Genomic DNA, 24184 nt, shown 5'->3' with positions numbered 1-24184 from the left:
TAACTAACTGTGTTATACTGTCTGCTTCGTTTTCTTCACCGCGTCAGCAGCGAAGAACCGAACTATACGCCTACCAACAAAACCAGTCAACACCTTTCGCAAAATTATTTCTAGAAATTTAACCACCACCCTGTTTTAACAGGGTTTTTATTTCTAAAAAATACTATCAAACTTTCTACATAATCCACACATACAAAAAATACAAACTAAAGGCCGTCTGAAATGCTCTTTCTGACGGCCTTTTGAGGTTTCTATCTTTATATTCTTAGTCGGCGAACTGTTTTTTCATTCGTTCGCGGCGCTCTTGCGCTTCTACGGACAATGTCGCGGTCGGACGTGCCAGCAGGCGTTTGAGGCCGATGGGTTCGCCGGTATCGGCACAGAAACCGTAATCACCTTCGTCAATGCTGCGGAGAGTCGCTTGCACTTTATTGAGAAGTTTACGCTCACGATCGCGGGTGCGCAGTTCTAAAGCGTATTCTTCTTCTTGAGTAGCTCGATCAGCAGGATCGGGAGCGGATTCGTGCTCTTGAAGATGGCCGGTAGTGGTGTTTGCATTTTCAATCAGCTCTTCTTGCATTTTAACCAGTAGTTCGCGGAAGAAGGCCAATTGGTCGCTGTTCATGTAGTCCTCTTCAGGACCATCCCAGTTTAAAATATCTTGTTCTGTCAGCTTTGCCATGGTGTCTGCTTTCGGTTTGTTGTTAATGATTTGGATGCTACGGGTTTGCTTTTATTGGGTTTTCTTGAATTTCCGTTTTGGAAATTGGGCGAATCATATCATGTTTTACCTATTCATTTGTTCTTTATATTTCGATTTGCACTTTTTTGCACTACCTTACACCTAAATGTATTAAAGCGCTTTTTAGGACGTTGTATTTTTGGTCGTTAATACCTGCTGCGCTTTCAGACGGCCTATTGAAGCAACCATAGGTTGGTTTGCTGGATAAGTTGGGGAAACCATCGGGCCAGCCACAACCATAATAAGAGTGCCAATAAACTGCCTGAAAAATCGTATCGTCCTACGCGTAAGAAGGAAAACGGTTTGAGCAATGGCTGCAAGATTCGTTCGATGGCATAAGTCAACGGCGAATAGCGGCCCTGTATACTGAACACCATTCTAATAATCAGACCAATAAGTAATGTATAAGCCGCGGCTTTCAGCATATGGAGCGCGGCAAACCAGAAGTTTGCCAAAATCAGCTTATTGCTGATGGACAGCGCCGGCGAGATGAAAATAATGGCGGTACAGGCAAGGTAGTACACCAGAAAACCTGAAGGCAGGCAGTACCAATCGGTTTTCTCGCCGGATGGAAATGCTTTTTGCCAAGGTTTGGTCAGCCAGCCTGTTGCCTGTATGCTGAATTTGAGCAGGGGTTGTTCTGCTGCCAATCCTGCGTATCGGAGCAAAAAGCGCGTGATACACAGGATGGCAATAGCGTCTGCCAATAATAGGAGCAAGTCGCCGCGCATGTTCAGACGGCCTTATATTGTTGCGCCATTTCTTGCGAACGTTTGACGCAGGCTTCTACACCCTGTTCGATGGCTTCGGCAACGTGACGGACTTTGAAGGTTTCGATGGCTTCGTGTGTCGTGCCGCCTTTGGAAGTTACGTTTTGCTGTAATTGTGCGAATGCTTCGCCGGTTTGTTCGGCCAAAGCCACTGCGCCTTTAAATGTAGCAAGGCTCAGTTCGCGTGCGTCTTGCTCATTGAAACCTTGTGCTAAGGCCGCATTTTGGAGAGCGCCCAACAGATAGAAAACATAGGCGGGGCCGCTGCCGCTGATGCCGGTAATATTGTGGAGTTGCTCTTCCTCGTTCAGCCAAACGGTTGTGCCGACAGAGCGCATGATGCCGTCTGCGGCTGTGCGGTCGGCTTCTGAAACACTTGCATCGGCAAACATACCGGATACGCCCAAACCGATTTTGGCCGGCGTATTGGGCATGATGCGTACGATACGGCGTGTGCCGCCCAGATAATGGCTGAGGGTATCGATGGACAAACCTGCCGCTACGGACAACACCAGCGCACCATTTAAACGGATGTTTTGACAGGCTGCCTGCATGTCTTGCGGTTTAACAGCGAGAATGAGGACATCGTCCGCACTCAATTCGGGCAGGTTTTCAGAAGTGGCTACGCCCAATTCTTGCTCCAGTTGCGCTCGTCTTTCGGCGCCGCGTTCGACAATGTGGACACGATAACCGTCTTGTTTGACCAAACCGCCTGCAATGGCAGTCGCCATATTGCCGCCGCCGAGAAAATAGATATTCATATATATGTCACTCCTTTGTGATATCGATCAGGCCGTCTGAAACTGCTGTCTACCCGGTTCAGACGGCCTATTACTTTTATTGAGGATAATGCCGCTTGCCGAAAATCGCGCTGCCGATGCGGACGTGGGTTGCGCCGCATTCTACCGCAATTGGCATATCGCCGGACATACCCATAGACAAAACATCTGCTTCGACACCTGCCGCATTCAGCTCAGCCAACAGCCGTTGCATGGTGTGAAACTGGCCGCGTAACTCATCGTCGCTGCTGTCAGCCTTGGCCACACACATCAATCCGCGCACTTTAATATTCGGCAACTTGGCCACTTCAAGGGCCAGCGCAACCGCTTCATCGGGCGCCACACCGTGTTTCGCCTCTTCCGCGGCAATGTTCACTTCAATACACACCTGCAACGGCGACATTTCAGACGGCCTTTGTTCACTCAAGCGCCGAGCCGTTTTCAAACGGCCTATCGTATGCACCCAATGTGCGCGCTCGGCCACAAATTTGGTTTTATTAGACTGCACATCGCCGATAACGTGCCAAACAATATCCGGCAAATCGGCCAGCGTTTCCGTTTTCTCAAACCATTCCTGAATATAGTTCTCGCCAAAATCGCGCTGACCGGCCGCATATACTTCGCGGATATCATCTGCCGGAAAGGTCTTGCTGACCGCTACCAGCTTCACCGCTTCCGCAGGCCGTCCGACAGCCTCAGCCGCCTGTTCAACCGCCCGGCATACGTCCTGATAGTTTTGTTGCAATACCGACATGGTTTTCTCCTTTAACCCGTTCATCACTCGGCATTTTGAAAATTTTACTTGGTCGAACGGATTTATCTATTTAAAATAAAGCGATTTTATTATTCTAAACCAAAACAAGGCCACATTATGCAGATTACCGACTTACTCGCGTTCGGCGTGAAAAACAAAGCCTCCGACCTCCATTTGAGTTCTGGCATTTCCCCCATGATACGCGTACACGGCGACATCCGCCGCATCAACCTGCCCGAGATGAGCTCGGAAGAAGTCGGTACCATGATTACCTCGGTCATGAACGACCACCAGCGCAAGCTCTATCAACAGGATTTTGAAGTCGATTTCTCATTTGAGCTGCCTAATGTTGCCCGTTTCCGCGTCAACGCCTTTATGACCGAACGCGGCCCGGCCGCCGTATTCCGTACCATTCCGAGCACCGTTCTGACGCTGGAAGAATTGCGTGCGCCGCGCATTTTCCAAAAAATTGCCGAAAATCCACGCGGTTTGGTCTTGGTAACCGGCCCGACCGGTTCGGGTAAATCCACCACGCTGGCGGCGATGGTCAACTACATCAACGAAACCCAACCGGCCCACATTCTGACCATCGAAGACCCGATTGAGTTCGTCCACCAAAGCAAAAAGGCGCTCATCAACCAGCGCGAGCTGCATCAGCACACCCACAGCTTTACCAACGCCCTGCGCTCCGCCCTGCGCGAAGACCCCGACGTGATTTTGATCGGTGAGATGCGCGACCCTGAAACCATCTCCCTCGCCCTGACCGCCGCCGAAACTGGCCACTTGGTTTTCGGTACGCTGCACACGACCGGCGCCGCCAAAACCATCGACCGTATTGTCGACGTATTCCCAGCCGGCGAAAAAGAAATCGTGCGCTCCATGTTGTCCGAATCCTTGCGCGCCATCATTTCCCAAACCCTGCTGAAAACCCGCGACGGCAACGGCCGCGTCGCCGCACACGAAATCCTGATTTCCACACCGGCCGTGCGCAACCTCATCCGCGAGAACAAAATCGCCCAAATCAACGCCGCCCTCCAAACCGGTCAGGCCCACGGTATGCAAACCCTCGATCAAGCCCTGCAAACCCTTGTCCGCCAAGGCACCATCAGTCCCGAGCTGGCACGCAGCAAAGCGCAAAACATCGAAAACCTCTCTGTTTTCTAAACCATACTCAGGCCGTCTGAACCCCATCATCCCGTTTTCAGACGGCCTTTCAGCCTGACCGAATACCCGTTTTAAAGAGAATCATCATGAGCGACCTCGCCCCTCTGCACGACCTGTTAAGCGAAATGGTGCAAGCCTACTCACAAAAAAACCAAGCACCGCACATCCCGACCCCGGCCGAAATCGGCACGCATCTTCACCCCCTGCTCGACCGTATGTGTGAAGAGGCCGAAAAACGCAACGCGTCCGACATCTTCATCAGCGCAGGCTTTCCCCCTGCCATCAAAGTCGGCGGCACCCTCACGCCCATGCCCCACAAAGCGCTGACCGGCGCAGACACCGCCGCCATCGCCGAGTCCACCATGAACCCCGACCAGCTCGAAGCCTTCAATCGCGACTGGGAAATCAACTATTCCGTCCAATCGCGCAGCAACACGCGCTACCGCGTCAACGCCTACCACGAGCAAGGCCGCGTCGGCATGGTATTGCGCCGCGTCAGCCAAGACATTCCCGAAATGAAGACCCTCGGCTTGCCCGAAAAGCTCCAAGAGCTTGCACTCGCTCCGCGCGGCCTGCTGATCCTCGCCGGCCCGACCGGTTCGGGTAAGTCCACCACCATGGCCTCCATGCTCAACTACCGCAACCAAAAGCTGCCCGGCCATATCGTTACCATCGAAGACCCCATCGAGTTTATCTACAAACCTTGCCGCAGCATCTTCACCCAGCGCGAAATCGGCATCGATACCGACAACTGGAAAACCGCCGTTCAAAGCGCCATGCGTCAAGCACCCGATGTCGTCTGTATCGGCGAAGTCCGCAGCGAAGAAAGCATGGAATACGCCCTCCAACTGGCTCAAACCGGCCATCTGTGCGTTTTCACCATCCATGCCAGCACGGCCTCCCAAACCATCGAGCGTATCATCAACTTCTATCCGGAAGACCGACGCCAACAGGTTTTGATGGATTTGGCGTTAAACCTCGTCGGTATCATCGGCCAACGCCTCACCATCAAGAAAAACCGCCAACGCACGGCCGTTACCGACCTCCTGCTCAATACTCCGGCCATGCAGGACTTGATTTTCAAAGGCGAATTGCTGGAAATCCGTGACCTGATGGCACGCTCCGGCAGCAACGGCATGCAGACGTTCGACCAAAACCTCTTCAACCTCTACGCACAAGGCCAAATCGAACTCAGCGAAGCCCTGCGCCAAGCAGTTTCCGCCAACGATTTGCGCCTGCGCATTCAAATGCACGACGAGGGCAACAATACCGAGCGTCTCTACGACCGCATCAGCGACCTCAACCTGATGACCTGATGGCGCAAGCCAAACAAGGCCGTCTGAACGGATGTGGAAACGAAATCAAGTATTTTCCCGTATCCGTTCAGACGGCCTTATCTCATTTAAAGCATTCTGAAACCGACTAAAAATCCTGTTAAAATCCAATCATTCACCTCATAACGAATAATAAACAACACCATCATGAACACTCCGCCGCTCAAACCTCTGATCATTGCCTCCCTGCCCGTCTTCGCCAGCGTATTCATCGCCGCCACCCTCGTTTGGCACTTCGATACGCCCAAACTAGTTATGCCCTTCGTACTCGGCATTATTGCCGGCGGTTTGGTCGATTTGGACAACCGCCTCACAGGCCGTCTGAAAAACATCGTCATCACCGTTGCCCTGTTCACCCTCTCCTCACTGCTTGCCCAAAGCACCATCGGCACAGGTGTTCCCTTCATCTTGGCCATGACCCTGATGACTTTCGGCTTCACCATCCTCGGCACCGTCGGCCTCAAATACCGCACCTTCGCTTTCGGTGCGCTCGCCGTCGCCACCTACACCACGCTGACCTACACCCCCGAGACCTACTGGCTGACCAACCCCATCATGATTCTGCTGGGCACTGTCCTATACAGCGTCAACACCCTGATCTTCCAAATTATCCTTCCCCACCGCCCCGTCCAAGAAACCGTCGCCAACGCCTACGACGCACTCAGCAACTACTTCGATGCCAAAGCCGACTTTTTCGACCCCGACGAAGCCGCTTGGTTGGGCAACCGCCAAATCGACTTGGCCATGAGCAACACCAGCGTGATTACCGCCTTCAACCAATGCCGCGGCGCACTTTTCTACCGATTACGCGGCCAACACCGCCATCCGCGTACCGCTAAAATGCTGCGCTACTACCTCTGCGCGCAAGACATGCACGAACGCATCAGCTCCGCCCACGTCGATTACAGCGAAATGGCCGATCAGCTCAAAAACACCGACCTCATCTTCCGCATCCGCCGCCTGCTCGAAATGCAAGGCCAGGCGTGCCGCAACGTTGCCTCCTCCCTGCGCAACAACAAACCCTACGCATACAGCAAACGCCTCGGCCGCGCCATGGAAGGCTGCCGCCAATCCCTCAGCCATTTTGCCGAGACCCACGCCGATAATGCCAACCTCCACAATATCCGCCGCCTGCTCGACAACCTCAGCAGCGTTGATTACCAACTGCGGCAACTGCAAAACGATGCATCCCTTGCCGAAAACGACAACGCCGACACCCGCATCGCCGCCCTTGAAAACACCAAGTTCCGCAATATCGGCGAAACCGTCCTCAGCCAGCTCAATTTCGAATCCGGCGTCTTCCGCCATGCCACCCGCCTCTCCATCGTCGTGGCCGCTGCCTGCATCATCGTCGAAATCCTCCATCTCAACCTCGGCTACTGGATTCTGCTGACCGCCCTTTTCGTCTGCCAGCCCAACTACACCGCCACCAAAAGCCGCGTGTACCAACGTATCGCCGGCACGATTCTCGGCGTGATTGTCGGTTCGCTCGTCCCCTACTTCACCCCGTCTGTTGAGACCAAGCTTTGGATTGTCATCGCCAGCACCACCCTGTTTTTCATGACCCGAAGCTACAAATACAGCTTCTCCACCTTCTTCATCACCATCCAAGCCCTGACCAGTCTCTCGCTTGCCGGTTTGGATGTGTACCACGCCATGCCCATCCGCATCATCGACACCATCGTCGGTTCCGTTATCGCATGGGCCGCCGCCACCTACCTCTGGCCAGATTGGCGTTACCTCACCCTCAGCCATACCGCCGCCCAGACCATCACTGCCAACGGCCGCTATCTCGACGCCATCCTCGACCAGCTGCAAAACGGCAGCCGCGACGATGTCGACTACCGCCTCACCCGCCGCCAAGCCCACGAAAGCACTGCCGCCCTCAGCAGCACCTTATCCGACATGAGCAGCAACCCGAAAAAATACCAAGACCGCCTGCAAGACGGCTTTACCCTGCTCAAAACCAGCTATGCGCTGACCGGCCACATTTCCGCGCTCGGCGCATACCGCGACCAGGTTCATCACGACGGCAGCGATACCTTCGCCCCATATGCCCGCCTGACCCACCACATCGCCGAACTCCTCAAACAAATGCCGCAAACCGAACCGGCCACCTTCGATGCAAGTATCGAAGCCATCCGACAGGAGTTTGCTGATTTGGAACAGACCGACAAAGAGCAGTCCCAACAAAACCAAATCCTCAAACACCAGCTCGACCTCATCATCCGCCAGCTTGCACCGTGTTATCAGGCATTGCACAGACAGTCGGATACGCAAACCGCCTAAACCGATAACACATTTCAACAAAATAAATAAGGCCGTCTGAAACCTGATTTCCAGATTTCAGACGACCTTTATTCAGCCATCGAGATTAAAACTGATTATACGCCGCGTTTTTCCAAAGCAGCAACGGCAGGCAACTCTTTGCCTTCCAAGAACTCAAGGAACGCGCCGCCGCCGGTAGAAATGTAGCTGATTTGATCGGTTACGCCGAATTTGGCAATCGCCGCCAAAGTGTCGCCGCCGCCGGCAATCGAGAACGCATCGCTTTGGGCAATCGCTTCGGCCAATACTTTGGTACCGCCGGCAAATTGGTCAAACTCAAACACGCCGACCGGGCCGTTCCATACAACCGTACCGGCAGCTTTGAGCAAATCGGCCAAAGCAGCGGCAGATTTAGGGCCGATGTCCAAAATCATATCGTCTTCGGCAACGTCGGCAATGTCTTTCACCACAGCTTCCGCATCGGCGGCAAAGGCTTTAGCGACAACCACATCGGTCGGCAGCGGTACAGAGCCGCCTTTAGCCGCCATTTTCGCCATGATTTTTTTGGATTCTTCCACCAAATCGTGTTCGGCCAAAGATTTGCCGATGGCTTTGCCTTCTGCCAACAGGAAGGTATTGGCAATGCCGCCGCCGACGATCAGTTGATCAACTTTGTCGGCCAAAGATTCGAGGATGGTCAGTTTGGTAGACACTTTGCTGCCGGCAACGATGGCAACCATCGGATGAGCCGGTTGTTTCAGGGCTTTGCCCAAAGCGTCGAGTTCGCCCGCCATCAACACGCCGGCGCAGGCAACCGGTGCGGCTTGGGCAACGGCTTCAGTCGAAGCTTGGGCGCGGTGGGCGGTACCGAATGCATCGTTGACGAACACGTCGCACAAAGACGCGTAGGCTTTGCCCAGCTCCAAGTCGTTTTTCTTCTCGCCTTTGTTGATGCGCACGTTTTGCAGCATCACGACATCACCGGCGTTCAAAGTCGGTTTGTTTTCACGCCAGTCGTTCAATACTTTCACGTCTTTGCCCAACAGTTTGCCCAAATGTGCGGCAACAGGCGCCACATCGTCTTCAGGATGGAATTCGCCTTCGGTCGGTCGGCCGAGGTGAGTCATCACGATCACAGATGCGCCGTTGTCCAAGCAGTATTTAATGGATGCGAGCGAAGCGCGGATACGGGTGTCGTCGCTGATGTTGCCGTCTTTGAACGGTACGTTCATATCGGCGCGGATCAGAACGGTTTTGCCTTGAACATTTTGTTCGGTCAGTTTCAAAAATGCCATGATGATTCCTTTGTGATGGTTGGAAACGGGAATGTTTGGGATTATCCGCGAATGAGGCGCGACGGTAAAGATTGGCAACGGCCGCGCTTGATGTGAATCAGCAGATAAAGTCTCAGGCCGTCTGAAACATTCGGCCAATCTTTGCAGATTTTCCGCTATACTTTGGCGATTGATTTTCATTTTACGGATTGAACCATGTTACGCCGAATTGCTTTAATGCTTGCCTTCGCGCTGCCTGCCGCCTCATGGGCGCAGACGCTTTCTGAAACCCTGCCCAACGGTCTGAAAATCATCGTCAAAGAAGACCACCGCGCGCCTGTGGCCGTTTCGCAGATTTGGTACAAAATCGGCAGCGTGGATGAAAAACCGGGCAAAAGCGGCTTGAGCCACGCTTTGGAACACATGATGTTTAAAGGCACGAAAGACGTCCCCTCCGGCGAGTTCAATCGCCGCGTGTCCGAGCTGGGTGGGCAAAACAATGCCTATACCAACCGCAATGAAACGGTGTATTACGAAAACGTCGCCGCCGCCAACCTGCCCGAGATTCTGAAGCTCGAAGCCGACCGCATGCACAACCTCAACTTCAGTGACAAAGAATTCCTCAACGAGATGAACGTCATCCGTGAAGAACGCCGCCAACGCACGGAAGACACGGCCGACGGCAAAATGTGGGAGCAAGCCTATCTTGCCGCCTTTACCCAACCGTCCATGCGCGCCTCCGTCATCGGCTACATGAAAGATTTGCACACCCTAAAAGCCGACGACTTGCGCGCGTGGTACAAACAATATTACGCGCCCAACAATGCCGTATTGGTCATTGTCGGCGATGTCGATGCCAAACAAACGCTTCAGACGGCCGCCAAACTCTTTGGCGATATTCCGGCCAAAGCCCAGCCGCCGCGCAACAAACTCCATACCGAACCCTATTTGCGCAAGCCTGTTACGGTCAAAGCCACTTCTCCGGTTACACACCAGCCGCTGATTGCCATCAACTTCCGTGTGCCGAAACTCCAAAAACTCGATGACACGATGCCTTTCGCCCTCGACATCCTCTCCGATATTTTGGCAGGCAACGCATCCAGCCGTTTTGATAAAAACCTCGTGCGCGGCAAGCAAACCGCATTGAACGCAGGAACGCATTACGACATCATCAGCCGTGAAATGCCGCTGTTCAGCGTAATGGCCATGCCTGCCGAAGGCGTGAAAACCGATACTCTGATTGCCCAGCTGCGCCAAGAGATCAAAGACATTGCCGACCACGGCGTTTCCGAAGAAGAATTGCAGCGCGTCAAAACCCAGGCAGCAGTCAACGAAATCTACGCCAAAGACTCCATGTCTTCCCAAGCCTCCATGATGGGCCGCCTCGAAGCACGCGGTTTCCAATATACCGACGAACAAGAAATCCACCGCCGCTTACAGGCAGTCAGTGCGCAAGAAGTACAGGCCGCCGCCCGAATGTTGACCGACGAGCGCATGAGTACCGTCATCATCGAGCCGCAAAAACCTGCCGCCGCGCCAAGCAAAAAAGCTGCCAAACGCCGATAAACATCAGGCCGTCTGAAAGCCCATACCCTTTCAGACGGCCTTAACAGAAAGCCACAACATGAAACCCACCCTGCTCGCCCTTGCCCTCCTCCTGCCCTTAAGCGTCCAAGCCGCCACCGACATCCAACGCTGGCGCAACCGCGACGGCACCCAAATCCTCCTTGTCGAACGCCACGAAAACCCCATCATCGACCTTGAAGTCAGCTTCAAGGGCGCAGGCAGCGTCGCCAATCCGGACGGCAAAAGCCAAGTTGCCGAATTTACCGCCGCCCTTCTGACCGACGGCACCCAAGAGCTGGACGAAGAAGCCTTTAATGCCGAAGCCGACAACATCGGCGCACAAATCAGCAGCGACAGCAATGCCGAAAGCGCGTCCGCAGGCTTCCGCAGCCTCAGCAAAGCCGACATCCGCGACAAAGCCGCCAACTTGCTCAACCACTCGCTAACCCGTCCACGCTTTGACGAAGCCGTTTTCCGCCGCCGTCAAACCCAATCCATCACCGGCTTGCAACAACAAGAAACCACTCCCGACTACACCGCCACGCGCGAACTGACCAAACTCATCTATCCGAACCATCCCTACGGCAGCGGCGCAAACATAACCGTTGACAGCCTCAAACGCGTTAGTCTGGACGACATCCGCGCCTTCCACCGCACCCACTACGGCAAAGACAACGCCATCGTCGCCATCGTCGGCGACCTCAACCGCAAACAGGCAGAGCAACTGGTCGAGCGCGTCCTCAAAGACCTGCCGGCCAAAGCCACCGCAACCCACGCCATTCCACCCGTTCCCAAACAAACCGCCCAACGCCGCGACATCCCCTTTGCCGGCACACAGGCACAAGTCCTGCTCGGCACCTCACTCTTCAAACGCCACGACCCCGACTATTACGCCCTCGTTGCCGGCAACTACATCCTCGGCGGCGGCGGCTTCGACAGCCGCCTCATGAAAGTTTTGCGCGACCAACACGGCTACACCTACGGCGTATACAGCAGCCTCGCCCCGGCGACAGAAGAAGGCACGTTTGCCGTTTCCTACTCCACCCAAAAGAAAAACACCAAAGCCTCACTGGCCGACACCCAAGCCGTCATCGAGCAGTTTATCGCCGAAGGCCCGACCGAAGCCGAGCTGAAACAGGCCAAGGCCAACATCGTCGGCGGCTTCCCCCTGCGCTATGATTCCAACGACAAACTGCTCAACTACCTGAGCCTGATCGGCCTCTACGACCTGCCCAACGACTACTTGGAAGCCTACCCCAAAGCCATTAACAGCCTGACCGTCGAACAAGTCCGCGACGCATGGCAACGCCGCATCAAATTCAAAGACCTTAACACCGTCGTTGTCGGTGCAGAATAAAACGCTTTAAAACAACAGGCCGTCTGAAAGATTTTTCAGACGGCCTGTTGTTTGACAATTATTCAGATTAGTTATGCACTATGATACAATTTCTTACTTTTTAAATATTAATCATAAAAGGGGTTTTCATGAAAGTATATAAGATATTTAAAGATTCAATAGGCCAATATGAAGCGGTCAAACAAGGCTGGTCTTGGCCTGCATTTTTCTTTGAAGGTATCTGGGCATGTGTAAAAAAAATTTGGGGATTAGGTATTGTGCTAATTATTTTAGCTCTATTTGCATTTGCTCCAATCCCAATTTCAGTTACTGATACTGGAGAAATGGAAATTTCTGGTAGCGCAATTTTTCTGATAATAATTAAGCTTGCATCTCTCATAATTAAATTTATTCTTGGAGCATATGGAAATGAGCTACGTGAAAAAAATTTGATAAGCCGAGGCTATCAGTATCAAAAAAAAGATACTGAATTTATTATTGCTCAGAATCCTCAAATGGCCATTATTCAGTATATTTCAAAATACGAAAAATAAATCGGATTCTTAAAACATAAAGGCCGTCTGAAACCTGTTTCAAGGTTTCAGACGGCCTTTTTGAACCGGTCAATTGCTTATTCAACCGTTACCGATTTAGCCAAGTTGCGCGGTTTGTCCACGTCTGTACCGCGTGCGAGGGCGGCGTGGTAAGACAGGAGTTGCACGGGGATGGTGTGCACAATCGGCGAGAGTACGCCGACGTGGCGTGGGGCGCGGATAACGTGCACGCCTTCGGTGGCGTTGAAGTTGCTGTCAAGGTCGGCGAAGACAAAGAGTTCGCCGCCGCGTGCGCCGACTTCCTGCATATTGGCTTTCACTTTGTCCAACAGGCTGTCGTTCGGAGCAATTACGACAACAGGCATGTTCTCGTCCACCAAGGCCAACGGGCCGTGTTTCAGCTCACCCGCAGGATAAGCTTCGGCGTGGATATAGGTAATCTCTTTCAGCTTCAATGCGCCTTCAAGAGCGATTGGGAAGTGGATGCCGCGACCCAGGAAGAGTGCGCTGGTTTTCTTGGCAAATTTTTGTGCCCAAGCGGCGATTTGCGGTTCAAGATTGAGAACGTGCTGAATGCTGCCGGGCAGTTGGCGCAATTCTTCAACGTATGCAGCTGCTTGCTCATCGGAAACCAGACCGCGCTGTTTACCCAGGGTAACGGCCAGGCCGAACAGGACAACCAGTTGGGTCGTGAACGCTTTGGTAGAGGCAACGCCGATTTCTGCACCGGCGCGTGTGTACAGTACCAATTCGCTTTCGCGCGGCAGGGCGGATTCCATCACGTTACAAATAGACAAGCTGTGTTTGTGTCCCAAGGATTGCGCGTATTTCAGGGCTTCCATGGTGTCCAAAGTTTCGCCGGATTGGGAAATGGTGATGACCAGTTGTTTTGGATCGGCAATCACGTCGCGGTAGCGGTATTCGCTGGCGATTTCCACGTCGGTCGGCACTTTGGCGATAGATTCGAGCCAGTATTTGGCGGTCAGCGCAGCATAGTAGGACGTACCGCAGGCAAGGATTTTGATGCTGTGGATATCGTCGAACACTTCGCGGGCGTTGGCGCCGAAGTTTTCAGGTTCAAAACCGCCATCTAAGAAGACTTCGGCAGTATCGGCGATGGCGCGGGGCTGTTCGTGGATTTCTTTTTGCATGAAGTGGCTGTATGGGCCCAACTCTAAAGAAGCCAGAGACAATTCGGATACTTTAACCGCGCGTTCGGTTTGCGCACCGGTTTTGTCGAGCAGTTTTTCGATGCCGTTTGCGTTCAGCAGGGCGATGTCGCCGTCTTCCAAGTAAGCGATGCGGCGGGTAAAGGCGATCACGGCGGATACGTCGGAAGCGATGAAGGTTTCTTGGTCGCCCAAGGCCACCAACAGCGGGCAGCCCATGCGCGCAACAACCATTTGTTCAGGGTTGTCTTGTGCGATAACGGCAATGGCGTATGCGCCGTGGAAACGGGCAGTCGCAGCTTGAACGGCTTCAAACAGTTTGCCGCCGTTTTGCGCGTATTCGTGGTTGACGCTGTGGGCGATGACTTCGGTATCGGTTTGCGATTCGAAGGTGTAACCCAAAGCTTTCAAGCGTTCGCGTTCGGCTTCAAAGTTTTCGATGATGCCGTTGTGGACAACCGCGATCATGCCGCCGGAAATGTGGGGGTGGGCGTTAGGCTCGGTTACACCGCCGTGGGTTGCCCAACGGGTATGGCCGATGCCGATATGGCCGAACACGCCTTTTTCGCGTGCTGCATCTTCCATCAGCTGAACACGGCCGACACGGCGGACGCGTTTGATTTTGCCGTCCATGTTTACGGCAATACCCGACGAATCATAGCCTCGGTATTCAAGGCGTTTGAGACCGTCGGTCAGAAAATCGACTACATTGTGATTGGCGCGAATAGCACCTACGATACCGCACATATAAGTTCCTTAGTATCAAAAGTTTGAGAAAATGACTGCTGCTCCGGCTCCCGAAAGCGGCAGTCGGAAAATGCCGTTTTATATTCATTGAAACGGCAAATCTGAGTTTCAGACGGCCTTTTTGTTTCTCAAGGCCGTCTGAAAGTAAATATAAAGATCAACCTTACTTCTTATCGCCTTTTTCCGGACGCACCCAGCCTTCGATGACGGTTTGGCGCGAACGGGCGAGAACGAGTTTGCCGTCTTCGCAGTTGCGGGTAATCGCGCTGCCCGCGCCTGTCGTTACTTTGTTGCCTAGGGTAACGGGGGCAACCAGTACGCAGTTTGAACCGATGCGCACTTCGTCGCCGATGACGGTTTTGTGTTTGTTCACGCCGTCGTAGTTGGCAATAATCGTGCCGGCGCCGAAGTTGGTTTTGCTGCCGATCTCGGCATCACCGATGTAGGTGAGGTGGTTGGCTTTGGTGCCGTTGCCGATGGTGGCGTTTTTGACTTCGACGAAGTTGCCAATGTGTACGTCGTCGGCCAGTTTGGCTTGCGGACGCAAACGGGCGTATGGGCCGATTTGGTTGTTTTCGCCGACTTCGCAACCTTCAAAATGGGAGAATGGGGCGATTTTGGTGTTGGCACCGATTTTGGCGTTTTTGATCACGCAGTTGGCACCGATTTCAACGTTGTCGCCGAGTTCGACTTCGCCTTCGATGACGACGTTGACGTCAATCACGACATCTTGTCCGTGTTTCAGACGGCCTCGTAAATCGAAACGTGCCGGATCGCGCAGGGTTACGCCTGCTTTGAGCAATTCTTGCGCCTGTTCGGTTTGGAAAATGCGCTCGAGTTCGGCCAGTTGGAGTTTGTTGTTCACGCCGGCGGCCAGATGGGAAGCGCGGACTTGGACGGGATGGACTTTGATGCCGTCGGCAACGGCTTTGGCGATGAGGTCGGTCAGGTAGTATTCGCCTTGGGCATTGTTGCTGGAAAGGCTGTTCAACCAAGCTTCGAGTTTGGCGTTGGGCAGAACCAAAATGCCGGTATTGATTTCTTTCACGGCTTTTTGGGCGGCATCGGCATCTTTTTCTTCGACAATGGCGGTTACGCTACCGTTGCTGTCGCGAATGATGCGGCCCAAGCCTGTCGGGTCGTTGGGCACGTCGGTCAACAGGCCGACTTCGTTGCCTGCGGCTTCGAGCAGGGTTTCGAGGGTGGCGGCGTCAATCAGGGGGACGTCGCCGTACAACACCAGCGTGCGGCCTTCGGCGGCAAGGTGCGGCAGGGCGGTTTTGACGGCGTGGCCGGTACCGAGCTGTTCGGTTTGTTCAACCCAAACGATATCGCGTTTGACGGTATCCAAGACTTGCTCTTTGCCGTGGCCGATGACGACGCAGATGTTTTGGGGATTCAGGGAGGCGGCAGTGTCGATAACGCGCTCAACCATAGGAAGGCCGCCGATGCGGTGCAGCACTTTGGGCATTTTGGAGTACATACGCGTGCCTTTGCCGGCGGCGAGGATGACGATATTTAAAGCTGTCTGAGCCATGATACGGTTTCCGTTGTCGTTGTTTGAGGCCGTTTGAAAAGTTCAGACGGCCTTGGGGATATTGTTATTCGGTTGCTGGCTGTTGGTTGGCAAATTGCGGTTTTTGCCAGTTTTGGCCGCGTTCAGCGTGTTCCGCTTGATTGGATTGGACGGCGCGGCGCTCTGGGCGGAACTGGTTGTAATTCATGTTTTTAGAATAAGTACCGTCCTGATAAACGATGGGTGTGCCGGTAGCATATTTTTGGCGTACGGCGGTACGGCCGGATTCGTTGGTGTAGGTTTCCCAAGAGCAACCGGCCAAAACGGCGGCGGCGGTCAGGATTAAAGCGAGTTTACGCATGATGTTGTCCTTGTTTTTAAATGTCGTCAATACCGTGTATTGTACTTGATTTTTAAAAATTTCACGGCAGTTTTGTGCAAAATTCAAGCAAACCCTGCATATCTTTCGCTATGCCGTCGGCAAATGGCAACGGATGGGCTTTTTCGCCGTACCAAACGGTCTTCATGCCCAAGGCTTTGGCTTGGTGCAGATTGTCGGCGCTGTCGTCCACCATGATGCACTGTTCGGGTTTGACGCCCAACAGGCGGCAGACGTTGAGATAGGCTTGCGGATTGGGTTTGTAGAGCAGGCCGAAGTCGTCCGTGCCGAACAAGCCGTCAAAATGCGCTTCCAAGCCCAACGCTTCAACCAATGCGCGGACATAAAACGAAGGCCCGTTGGAAAATACGGCTTTTCGCCCTTTCAGACGGCCTAAAACGTCACCAGTTCCATCCATACCCTCCACCTTTGCCAAAATTTGCTTAAGCGGGTGACTTTCACGCAAAAATTCATCGATATCGACTTCGGGATGGTGGATTTGCAAACCGGCAAGCGTCGCGCCGTATCGGTGCCAATAATCTTGGCGCAGTTGGGAGGCGGCCTCTTCGGAAAGCTCCAGACGGCCTGCCATGTATTCGGTCATGGCGCGGTTGATGATGTAGAAAATGCCGGCTTCGGCATTGTGCAAAGTATTGTCGAGGTCAAACAGCCAAACGGGGGAATGATTCATATCGTGCCTTGATATGCAGATTTTGTTATGATATTTCGTATTTTACCCGCACAAAGGAAAGAGAATGAAACTGAAATTGTCCGCCCTGGCCCTGTTGCTGGCTTCGGCAAACCTGTACGCCCAAACCGAAGTGCGTCTGGCCGTGCACAAATCCTTCAGCCTACCCCAATCTGTCATCGCGCAATTTGAAAAAGCCAACGATGCCAAAGTGTCCGTCATCAAGGCAGGCAGCGGCAACGAAATGCTCAACAAGCTGATTTTGAGCAAAGCCAACCCGATTGCCGATGCAGTTTACGGTTTGGACAACGCCAACATCGGCAAAGCCAAAGCCGCCGGCATCCTCGCCACCAGCCAACCCAAATCCGCGCCCGTAACCGCTTCCCTGCCCGATGCGCTGGCCGTTGATTACGCCTATGTCGCCATCAACTACGACAAAAAATGGTTTGAACAGAAAAAACTGCCCCTGCCGCAAACCCTGCAAGACCTGACCAAACCGGAATATAAAAACCTTCTGGTAACCCCGTCTCCCGCCACATCCTCGCCCGGCCTCTCCTTCCTCTTGGCCAACATCGGCGGCATGGGTGAAGAAGGCGCGTTCAAATGGTGGGCGCAAATGCGCCAAAACGGCGTGAAAGTCGCCAAAGGCTGGAGCGAAGCCTACTACACCGACTTCGCCCAAAACGGCGGCGCCTATCCCCTCGTGGTCAGCTATGCCACCAGCCCGGCGGCCGAAGTCCACTACTCAAAAGGCAAATACAGCACCCCGCCCACCGGCAACCTCTTCCTCAAAGGTGGCACATTCCGCCAAGTTGAAGGCGCGGCCGTTTTGAAAGGCACAAAACAACCCGAACTGGCGGCCAAACTGGTGAGCTGGCTGCAAAGCGGTGAAGTGCAAAAAGTCCTGCCTGCCGAAATGTGGGTCTATCCGGCAGTCAAAAACACACCGCTGCCCAAAGTATTCGAGTTTGCCCAAACCCCGAAACACAGCGATTCCCCCAACCGTGCCGACATCAACACCAAACAAAAACAATGGGTGAGCCGTTGGAGCAAAACTGTTTTACGTTAAACCGAAAAACTTAAAAAAAAACATCAAGGCCGTCTGAAAAAAACAAATCATTAGTTTTTCAGACGGCCTTGTTTTACAATAACCTTTTAAACAATTTCACACGCACACACAATTATGAATTTCGATCTTCAAGTCCTCTCTTCGTTCTCCGGCTGGGAACAACTCGCCCAAACCGGCATGTCTTTCGGCATGAACCTGCTGGCCGCCTTGGCCATCTTCTTTATCGGCCGCTGGATCGCCACGCGCTTAGTAACACTGATGAAAGCCGCGCTGACGCGCGCCAAAGTCGATAAAACGCTGGTCAGCTTCCTCGGCAACGTCGCCAACATCGGCCTGCTGATCCTCGTCATCATCGCCGCACTGGGCAAACTCGGCATTCCGACCACTTCCGTGACCGCCCTGATCGGTGGCGCAGGTTTGGCGGTTGCCTTATCTTTAAAAGACCAACTGTCCAACTTCGCCGCCGGTGCGCTGATTATCCTGTTCCGCCCGTTTAAAGTCGGCGACTTTATCCGCGTCAACGGCTTTGAAGGCATCGTCCGCGAAATTAAAATGGTGCAGACCTCTTTGAGCACGCCGGACAACGAAGAAGTCGTCCTGCCCAACAGCGTGGTCATGACCAACAGCATCACCAACCGCTCTTCCCTGCCCCTGTGCCGCGCCCAAGTCGTTGTCGGCGTCGACTACGCCTGCGACTTGAAAGCCGCCAAAGCCGCCGTATTGAGAGCGGCAACCGAGCATCCATTATGTGTTCAAACCGAAGAACGACCTGCCGTCGTATACATTACCAACCTTGGCGACAGCGCCATCGAAATTACCCTTTGGGCGTGGACGCAAGAAGAAAATCTCGGCCCGTTCCGATTCGCCCTGAACGAGCAAGTGGTTGAAAACCTGCGCGAAGCCAACATCAACATCCCATTCCCACAATGTGATGTCCACCTCATTCAGCCGAAAGACTGATTTCAGCTTTCAGGCCGTCTGAAACCCGGCGGGTCAAACGCCCGCCCCATTCCACCATTTCCATAAGGAGCCGCCATGTCCCATCTGCAAACCATCGCCGATCACCTGACCAGCCGCCGTCAAACCGTTACCTGCGCCGAGTCCTGCACCGGCGGCCTGCTTGCAGGTGAGCTGACTTCCATTCCCGGCAGCTCGCAGTGGTTTCACCAAAGCTTCGTCACATACAGCAACCAAGCCAAACAAGACCGCCTCGGCGTCATGCCCGACACCTTGCTGAAACACGGCGCGGTTAGCCGCGAGACCGTCTATGAAATGGCACGCGGCGCAAAAGCCGTGGCGCAGGCAGATTACGCCTTGAGTATTTCCGGCATCGCCGGTCCTAGCGGCGGCAGCGCGGCCAAACCGGTCGGTACAGTCTGGTTCGGCCTGGCCACGCCCGAAGGCTCGTTTGAGCAAACCGTACTATTCCCAGGCGACCGCGAAGCAGTAAGGGGGCAAGCCGTCGAATACGCATTGGCTTTCTTGGCGGAACATTTGGTTTGATAGAAAAAACTCAGGCCGTCTGAAATCAGGTTTCAGACGGCCTTTCACAAATTAAGATATTTAAAACTTTAATGGTATATACTTAATCATATTTTTTACTATCAACCGAAAATATAAAGGAAAAATAATGAACAAAACAAAAAAATATACACTAGCTTTTTTAGGTTTTTTTGTAACTTTTTTAAGTGCCTGTTCCCAATATGGCGATCCATATAAAGACGTACCGAAAGAAATTAATGGACATCCTGTATACGAGGTGCCGTTCGAACAGCCTTTGATTATCGACCCGAAGAAGGAGCAGGTGTTTTATTTCAAATTGAAAAAAAAGCCAAAAGCCCTCGAAACGAACTATGCGGTCTATATTATGGCAATGTTTCCATTTGAAGATAAAAAATATTACGATATTGAAAAGGGAGTGGATATGAATGATTATTTAATTGAAAATAAATTGCTAAATTTTGAAACTTCTCTAACTCATTTAGATAAAAACCAGAAAGAAACTCAAATAAGTCTGAGTAATAATTTTATTCATTATGCTGAATTACCAAAAATTAATAATGATTATATGAATGCCGTTAGATTCAAGAATAACCAAACTCAATTTGTTGCTGATGAAAATACTGCGCTCTCATCTCGCACATTTAATGGAGAAGAATTCAGTATCCGAAAAAATGCAATGGCTTGGTTTCTGATACAGGAAAAAGGAGGTTATTACAGACTTAAAATCAGACCGCTGCAAAAATTCCCTAATTATCCAAAGCTCCGTCTGTCTGTGTCCGTCAATACCCAACCGTATCATAAATAATTTAATTCTGAAATTCTGATCAAAGGAAAAATGATGAACAATCAAAAGAAATACACCCTGACAATTTATGTGGCAGGCGCAGGTACACCTCTGTTGAAAAACGGAAAACCTTGGATGGAGAATGGCAAGCAACTAACCTCTGATCCAGGTCATGTTTTCTACGGTATTAGCGAAGATGGTGGTCAAACAATCAAGGCCTACGGTTTTGCACCACCACACGGTTCTGAAAAGTTTAGCTGGACTTCTCCTGACAAGCCAGGCGAGGTTCAAAAAGATGAACATAAAGTTTATAGCAAGCAAGTATATCGAAAAACGGTAGCTATTACAGAAGCGCAGTATAAAACCTTAGAAAATTTTGGAAAAAATCCAAAAAAATATAGTTTTAATTCAGATATCTACAACTGGAACAGCCGAAGCTGCATCGATTTCGTCTATGCCGCATTAAATGCCAGCAACGTTTATTCCACTCACAGCAAAGATTTATACAGGAACGGCCAGAAAATCGGTACGATTAATACTTCCAAAAAAGCGGCAACCAAAGTATTGGGCAATATTCCCGAATTTGAAAAGATCCCGAATACCATTTCCCGTTATCCTGCAGGAAAAAATATCGATGAGTTAATGGAAAATGTACACAAGCTAATGCCTGAGAGAACTTTTACCCAACGATACATTTTAACTGAAAATCAACGCGAACAAGGGCATCAATACGCACAGGTTAGCATCGATGGGGATATTCTAAAAATCAACGATATGCCTAAAACTGCCCAGGCCATCTTCCATCAGTGTAAACAGGCTTTTACTGACTTCTGTGATAAGAAAAATATTGCCTATGATAAAAATGATGTAGATAAAATTGCTATGTCATTAACCTCCGCATACTATGAAAACAATATGCAGGACGTGTCTTTATTCAATATTAACGATAATGGGAAAGTCTCGGTCGGACACAGAGCCCCCGGATTAATAATGGCTTCTGTAGATATGTGGGAAGCGGCTAAGACGCCGGTAGAGGAAAGCCTGAGCCAAATTCAGCAAACGGCACAACGAATTGAATATGAGGAGCAACAAAAACAAATCGTGCAATCCCAATCACGTGGAATGATGCTTTCTTAACTAAAAAGGCCGTCTGAAATCTGGAAATCAGGTTTCAGACGGCCTTTTTATCTATTCAAACCATCGGCGGATTTATACGCCCAAAAGTTCTTTGCCGAGGAAGCTGCCTTTTTCGACACCCGGCAGGACGAAGAAATAGCCGCCGCCAAATGGGCTGATGTATTCCTCCAGCGGCTCGCCGTTGAGCAGGTTTTGCACGAAGATGAAGCCGTCGGCAAGGTTGGCCTGATAGCAGATGAACACCAAGCCGACATCGAGCTGGCCGTTGGCGGCGAGGCCGCGCGAGTAGTTGAAGGCGCGGCGGTAGAGCAGGTGTTTTTTCATGAACTCCGGATCGCGCGGGTTGGCAAGGCGCATATGGCTGTCTTTGGGCGTGATTTTGCCGTCGGGGTCTTTGGCGAAATCGGCGGTGTCGCCTTCTTTTTTACCGTCCATGGGCGCGCCGCTGTATTTGCGCCGGCCGAAAATATCGGTTTGTTCCTGCATCGGGGTGCGGTCCCAAAACTCGACAAAGTGGCGGATGAGGCGGACGGCCTGATAGCTGCCGTTTTTCGCCCATGCCGGTTCGTCCAAGCTGTTGGCGGCAACGCCCGTCCACAGGACTTGATCGGCGACTTTGGGATCTTCGACTTTGGGATTGCCTGAGCCGTCGCGGAAACCTAAAAGATTGCGCGCGGCAATGGCGCCGGGTTCGGCTTTAGGGAGCCAACCGTCTATGCTCCAGCGGATGACGGCAAACTGGGCAGTGTTTTTGATGATGTCGCGCAGGGCGGCTTGGCAGGTTTCGGGGGAGAATGCGCAAATTTGCAGGCTGAGGTCGCCGTCGCACCAAGATTTTTGGAGTTTGTCGTTAGGAAAGTCGCGCATTTCCTGCAGGTGTTTCGGCTTTTTGTCTTTGAGGCCGAAGCGGTCGTCAAAGAGGCTGCTGCCGACGCCGACGGTAACCGTCAGCCCATCGGGACGGAATTGTTTGCCGAGGATGCCGCTACCCGCAGGCGGGAGCTTATCGTCGCCGTCTTGGTATTCGCCGCCTTGGGTGAGGAATTCGATGCGGGCGGTCAGGGCACGGAACAGGTTTTCAAGTTGTTTGGCGTCTTTGGCGGTAACGTCAAAGGCACACATGATGCCGAAGAGCTGGTGTGGCGTAACGATGCCTGCCTGATGCTCGCCATAACACGGATAGGCCAGCTCGGAATGTTGGTTGTTTTGGGTCTCGGCGGCGGATTCGCCTTGTTTTTTACCGGCAAAATAACCGGCAACGCCGATGGCGCCGGCGGCAAGGGCAGTTTTGAAAAGGGTTCGTTTTTCGGGTTGTGCCGGTTGTTTGTTTTGGCTCATGGTCTGCTCCTTGGCAGGGAACGGAAAGATTGCAATCGTGTGAAGTAAGGTCGGTTTTCAAGCATATTTTGTGTGGGCGATAATAAGATTCAGACGGCCTTTCAATATCCAAAGGCCGTCTGAAAACGCGTTATCTTATTTCAAACCCAAAATGCCGCGCAGTTTGGCCAAGTCTTCTGCCAAGGCATTAATCGGCGCTTGCAGGGCTTTGCGGTCTTCTTCGCTCAGTTTGTCGTACAGCTCGAAGCCGTCTTGTTTTTTGTATTTCGCCAAAATGTCTTCAACCTGTTTGAAGTTGGCATCGGTTTTTTCCAACAACGCTTTGTCTTTGGCTTCGATCAGCGGACGGAACAAATCAACGATTTTTTTGGAGCCTTCCACATTGGCTTGGAAGTCGCTCAAGTCGGTATGGCTGTAACGGTCTTCTTCGCCGCTGATTTTGCTGCCGGCCACTTCTTCAATCAGTTCGGACGCGCCGCCGACCACCTTACCCGGAGGAAACGCCAATGCGTCGATTTCTTTTTGCAGTGCTTCGACATCGGTCATCAGTTTGGCTGCAATTTCCTTCACGCCGGATACGTCTTTTTCTACCCAAAGGGCGTGTTCGATACGGTGGAAGCCGGTAAATCCGGCATCTTTCGCACCGTCTTTGAAGTCGTCTTCACGCGCATCGATGACGGGGTCGAGTTCGCTGAAAAGCTCGGCAATCGGTTCGATACGTTCGTAATGGACGCGGGTGGCGGCAAACAGGGATTTGGCCTTTTCAATGTCGCCGGCTTTAACGGCTTCGGTAAAGGTTTTGGTTTTCGCCACCAGCTCTTTAACCTCGCCTTGAACGTAAGCTTTATAGTCGGCGAGCGGTTGGGACAGTTTTTCCAAATCCGCTTCGTTGGCAGTGTCTTTGAAGCCGCTGTCGGTAACAATCAGCTTACCGCGCGGATTTGTCAACAGGCCGCAAGTCATTTCGTATTCGCCCGGCAGTAGGGTAACGGTCATTTTGTCGGATAAACCCGGGGCGATGTTTTCACGCTCGTCCACCACCATCACGCCTTTCAGGATTTCCCATTCCAGCTTGCGGCCGCTGTCGTTTTTAATGTTGAACACGACTTGGCCGCTGGGGACGGTCAATTCCATCGGTTCGCAGGCAGTATCGTTCACACCGATATTGACCGAACCGTCGGCATTGGCGGCAGCGGATGCGCCTGAAGCGGCAGGCGCGGCTTTTTCGGCTTCAGGCGGCTGACACGCGGTCAAACCCAGAGCCAACATTACGGACAAAGCAGTCAGATTGAATTTTTTCATTTTCATTCCTT

The 24184-nt window shown here is 52.4% G+C and carries 22 protein-coding genes; 11 read left to right on the top strand and 11 right to left on the bottom strand.

Annotation, left to right across the window (positions count from 1 at the left end):
* Nucleotides 1-265 precede the first annotated feature (265 nt).
* The 4 genes from dksA to ACTHTK_RS06065 form a co-directional block, all read right to left on the bottom strand.
* A complete protein-coding gene (gene dksA / locus ACTHTK_RS06080; protein WP_004519243.1) occupies nt 266-682 on the bottom strand; it encodes an RNA polymerase-binding protein DksA in 417 nt (138 codons plus the stop codon).
* Between the two features lie 233 nt (nt 683-915).
* Nucleotides 916-1473 (bottom strand): YggT family protein, encoded by a 558-nt coding sequence (locus tag ACTHTK_RS06075; protein ID WP_101755624.1) that lies wholly within the window; start codon nt 1471-1473, stop codon nt 916-918.
* 2 nt (nt 1474-1475) lie between these two features.
* Nucleotides 1476-2273 (bottom strand): pyrroline-5-carboxylate reductase, encoded by a 798-nt coding sequence (gene proC / locus ACTHTK_RS06070; RefSeq protein WP_107723948.1) that lies wholly within the window; start codon nt 2271-2273, stop codon nt 1476-1478.
* A gap of 76 nt (nt 2274-2349) precedes the next feature.
* Complete coding sequence (locus ACTHTK_RS06065) at nt 2350-3045, bottom strand: YggS family pyridoxal phosphate-dependent enzyme (RefSeq protein ID WP_107723947.1); 696 nt, start codon at nt 3043-3045, stop codon at nt 2350-2352.
* 117 nt (nt 3046-3162) lie between these two features.
* Between ACTHTK_RS06065 and ACTHTK_RS06060 the strand changes: the two genes are divergently transcribed.
* From ACTHTK_RS06060 to yccS, 3 genes are all read left to right on the top strand, one after another.
* Complete coding sequence (locus tag ACTHTK_RS06060; RefSeq protein ID WP_004519239.1) at nt 3163-4209, top strand: type IV pilus twitching motility protein PilT; 1047 nt, start codon at nt 3163-3165, stop codon at nt 4207-4209.
* A gap of 86 nt (nt 4210-4295) precedes the next feature.
* The gene (locus ACTHTK_RS06055; RefSeq protein WP_049333157.1) at nt 4296-5525 is read left to right on the top strand and encodes a PilT/PilU family type 4a pilus ATPase; all 1230 of its coding nucleotides are present in this window, start codon (nt 4296-4298) and stop codon (nt 5523-5525) included.
* 165 nt (nt 5526-5690) lie between these two features.
* Nucleotides 5691-7832, top strand: a complete 2142-nt coding sequence (yccS, locus tag ACTHTK_RS06050) for a YccS family putative transporter (protein ID WP_107723946.1) — start codon at nt 5691-5693, stop codon at nt 7830-7832.
* A gap of 95 nt (nt 7833-7927) precedes the next feature.
* On the opposite strand, the gene ACTHTK_RS06045 is transcribed toward yccS, so the two are convergent.
* Nucleotides 7928-9106, bottom strand: coding sequence for a phosphoglycerate kinase (locus ACTHTK_RS06045; RefSeq protein ID WP_440378488.1), 1179 nt, complete (start codon nt 9104-9106; stop codon nt 7928-7930).
* A 195-nt stretch (nt 9107-9301) separates the two neighbouring features.
* On the opposite strand from ACTHTK_RS06045, the gene ACTHTK_RS06040 reads away from it, so the two are divergent.
* The 3 genes from ACTHTK_RS06040 to ACTHTK_RS06030 all read left to right on the top strand — a co-directional run bounded on the left by ACTHTK_RS06040 (nt 9302) and on the right by ACTHTK_RS06030 (nt 12541).
* On the top strand, nt 9302-10651 hold the full coding sequence (locus ACTHTK_RS06040; protein ID WP_107723945.1) for a M16 family metallopeptidase: 1350 nt from the start codon (nt 9302-9304) through the stop codon (nt 10649-10651).
* 58 nt (nt 10652-10709) lie between these two features.
* Nucleotides 10710-12008 carry a M16 family metallopeptidase gene (locus ACTHTK_RS06035; RefSeq protein ID WP_440378487.1) on the top strand — a complete coding sequence of 433 codons (1299 nt, stop codon included), beginning with the start codon at nt 10710-10712 and terminating at the stop codon, nt 12006-12008.
* A 128-nt stretch (nt 12009-12136) separates the two neighbouring features.
* Nucleotides 12137-12541, top strand: a complete 405-nt coding sequence (locus ACTHTK_RS06030; RefSeq protein ID WP_049333146.1) for a DUF2628 domain-containing protein — start codon at nt 12137-12139, stop codon at nt 12539-12541.
* 77 nt (nt 12542-12618) lie between these two features.
* On the opposite strand, the gene glmS is transcribed toward ACTHTK_RS06030, so the two are convergent.
* From glmS to ACTHTK_RS06010, 4 genes are all read right to left on the bottom strand, one after another.
* Nucleotides 12619-14457, bottom strand: coding sequence for a glutamine--fructose-6-phosphate transaminase (isomerizing) (glmS, locus tag ACTHTK_RS06025; protein ID WP_107723943.1), 1839 nt, complete (start codon nt 14455-14457; stop codon nt 12619-12621).
* Between the two features lie 163 nt (nt 14458-14620).
* The gene (gene glmU, locus ACTHTK_RS06020; protein WP_440378486.1) at nt 14621-15994 is read right to left on the bottom strand and encodes a bifunctional UDP-N-acetylglucosamine diphosphorylase/glucosamine-1-phosphate N-acetyltransferase GlmU; all 1374 of its coding nucleotides are present in this window, start codon (nt 15992-15994) and stop codon (nt 14621-14623) included.
* A 64-nt stretch (nt 15995-16058) separates the two neighbouring features.
* Entirely contained in the window at nt 16059-16334 is a 276-nt protein-coding gene (locus tag ACTHTK_RS06015; protein ID WP_039861930.1) for a membrane lipoprotein lipid attachment site-containing protein, read from the bottom strand.
* Nucleotides 16335-16395: 61 nt separating this feature from the next.
* A complete protein-coding gene (locus ACTHTK_RS06010) occupies nt 16396-17043 on the bottom strand; it encodes a pyrimidine 5'-nucleotidase (protein WP_440378485.1) in 648 nt (215 codons plus the stop codon).
* Nucleotides 17044-17107: 64 nt separating this feature from the next.
* On the opposite strand from ACTHTK_RS06010, the gene ACTHTK_RS06005 reads away from it, so the two are divergent.
* The 5 genes from ACTHTK_RS06005 (at nt 17108) to ACTHTK_RS05985 (ending at nt 21533) form a co-directional block, all read left to right on the top strand.
* On the top strand, nt 17108-18109 hold the full coding sequence (locus ACTHTK_RS06005; protein ID WP_440378484.1) for a thiamine ABC transporter substrate-binding protein: 1002 nt from the start codon (nt 17108-17110) through the stop codon (nt 18107-18109).
* Between the two features lie 114 nt (nt 18110-18223).
* The gene (locus tag ACTHTK_RS06000) at nt 18224-19069 is read left to right on the top strand and encodes a mechanosensitive ion channel family protein (RefSeq protein ID WP_440378483.1); all 846 of its coding nucleotides are present in this window, start codon (nt 18224-18226) and stop codon (nt 19067-19069) included.
* Between the two features lie 75 nt (nt 19070-19144).
* Nucleotides 19145-19612 carry a CinA family protein gene (locus ACTHTK_RS05995; protein ID WP_440378482.1) on the top strand — a complete coding sequence of 156 codons (468 nt, stop codon included), beginning with the start codon at nt 19145-19147 and terminating at the stop codon, nt 19610-19612.
* A 127-nt stretch (nt 19613-19739) separates the two neighbouring features.
* Complete coding sequence (locus ACTHTK_RS05990) at nt 19740-20417, top strand: hypothetical protein (RefSeq protein WP_315114119.1); 678 nt, start codon at nt 19740-19742, stop codon at nt 20415-20417.
* A gap of 30 nt (nt 20418-20447) precedes the next feature.
* Nucleotides 20448-21533: a hypothetical protein gene (locus tag ACTHTK_RS05985; RefSeq protein ID WP_371459496.1), complete on the top strand. Its 1086-nt coding sequence runs from the start codon at nt 20448-20450 to the stop codon at nt 21531-21533.
* 72 nt (nt 21534-21605) lie between these two features.
* On the opposite strand, the gene efeB is transcribed toward ACTHTK_RS05985, so the two are convergent.
* Nucleotides 21606-22871, bottom strand: coding sequence for an iron uptake transporter deferrochelatase/peroxidase subunit (efeB, locus tag ACTHTK_RS05980; RefSeq protein ID WP_070848853.1), 1266 nt, complete (start codon nt 22869-22871; stop codon nt 21606-21608).
* Between the two features lie 135 nt (nt 22872-23006).
* Nucleotides 23007-24173, bottom strand: coding sequence for an iron uptake system protein EfeO (gene efeO / locus ACTHTK_RS05975; protein WP_049333129.1), 1167 nt, complete (start codon nt 24171-24173; stop codon nt 23007-23009).
* Nucleotides 24174-24184 lie beyond the last annotated feature (11 nt).

It is taken from the genome of Neisseria sp. P0006.S009, assembly GCF_051962915.1.
Classification (GTDB): domain Bacteria; phylum Pseudomonadota; class Gammaproteobacteria; order Burkholderiales; family Neisseriaceae; genus Neisseria; species Neisseria subflava_E.
This window is presented reverse-complemented; position numbering and strand designations above follow the sequence as displayed.

Bases quoted from the DNA above. Each gene is read 5' to 3' on its own strand.
- ACTHTK_RS06035 (WP_440378487.1), top strand. From the start codon at position 10,710: ATGAAACCCACCCTGCTCGCCCTTGCCCTCCTCCTGCCCTTAAGCGTC.
- glmS (WP_107723943.1), bottom strand. From the start codon at position 14,457: ATGTGCGGTATCGTAGGTGCTATTCGCGCCAATCACAATGTAGTCGAT.
- ACTHTK_RS06015 (WP_039861930.1), bottom strand. From the start codon at position 16,334: ATGCGTAAACTCGCTTTAATCCTGACCGCCGCCGCCGTTTTGGCCGGT.
- yccS (WP_107723946.1), top strand. From the start codon at position 5,691: ATGAACACTCCGCCGCTCAAACCTCTGATCATTGCCTCCCTGCCCGTC.
- ACTHTK_RS06075 (WP_101755624.1), bottom strand. From the start codon at position 1,473: ATGCGCGGCGACTTGCTCCTATTATTGGCAGACGCTATTGCCATCCTG.
- ACTHTK_RS05995 (WP_440378482.1), top strand. From the start codon at position 19,145: ATGTCCCATCTGCAAACCATCGCCGATCACCTGACCAGCCGCCGTCAA.
- ACTHTK_RS06040 (WP_107723945.1), top strand. From the start codon at position 9,302: ATGTTACGCCGAATTGCTTTAATGCTTGCCTTCGCGCTGCCTGCCGCC.
- ACTHTK_RS06060 (WP_004519239.1), top strand. From the start codon at position 3,163: ATGCAGATTACCGACTTACTCGCGTTCGGCGTGAAAAACAAAGCCTCC.
- ACTHTK_RS06030 (WP_049333146.1), top strand. From the start codon at position 12,137: ATGAAAGTATATAAGATATTTAAAGATTCAATAGGCCAATATGAAGCG.
- efeO (WP_049333129.1), bottom strand. From the start codon at position 24,173: ATGAAAAAATTCAATCTGACTGCTTTGTCCGTAATGTTGGCTCTGGGT.
- ACTHTK_RS06010 (WP_440378485.1), bottom strand. From the start codon at position 17,043: ATGAATCATTCCCCCGTTTGGCTGTTTGACCTCGACAATACTTTGCAC.
- ACTHTK_RS06005 (WP_440378484.1), top strand. From the start codon at position 17,108: ATGAAACTGAAATTGTCCGCCCTGGCCCTGTTGCTGGCTTCGGCAAAC.
- ACTHTK_RS06045 (WP_440378488.1), bottom strand. From the start codon at position 9,106: ATGGCATTTTTGAAACTGACCGAACAAAATGTTCAAGGCAAAACCGTT.
- ACTHTK_RS06000 (WP_440378483.1), top strand. From the start codon at position 18,224: ATGAATTTCGATCTTCAAGTCCTCTCTTCGTTCTCCGGCTGGGAACAA.
- dksA (WP_004519243.1), bottom strand. From the start codon at position 682: ATGGCAAAGCTGACAGAACAAGATATTTTAAACTGGGATGGTCCTGAA.
- ACTHTK_RS06055 (WP_049333157.1), top strand. From the start codon at position 4,296: ATGAGCGACCTCGCCCCTCTGCACGACCTGTTAAGCGAAATGGTGCAA.
- glmU (WP_440378486.1), bottom strand. From the start codon at position 15,994: ATGGCTCAGACAGCTTTAAATATCGTCATCCTCGCCGCCGGCAAAGGC.
- ACTHTK_RS05985 (WP_371459496.1), top strand. From the start codon at position 20,448: ATGATGAACAATCAAAAGAAATACACCCTGACAATTTATGTGGCAGGC.
- ACTHTK_RS05990 (WP_315114119.1), top strand. From the start codon at position 19,740: ATGAACAAAACAAAAAAATATACACTAGCTTTTTTAGGTTTTTTTGTA.
- proC (WP_107723948.1), bottom strand. From the start codon at position 2,273: ATGAATATCTATTTTCTCGGCGGCGGCAATATGGCGACTGCCATTGCA.
- ACTHTK_RS06065 (WP_107723947.1), bottom strand. From the start codon at position 3,045: ATGTCGGTATTGCAACAAAACTATCAGGACGTATGCCGGGCGGTTGAA.
- efeB (WP_070848853.1), bottom strand. From the start codon at position 22,871: ATGAGCCAAAACAAACAACCGGCACAACCCGAAAAACGAACCCTTTTC.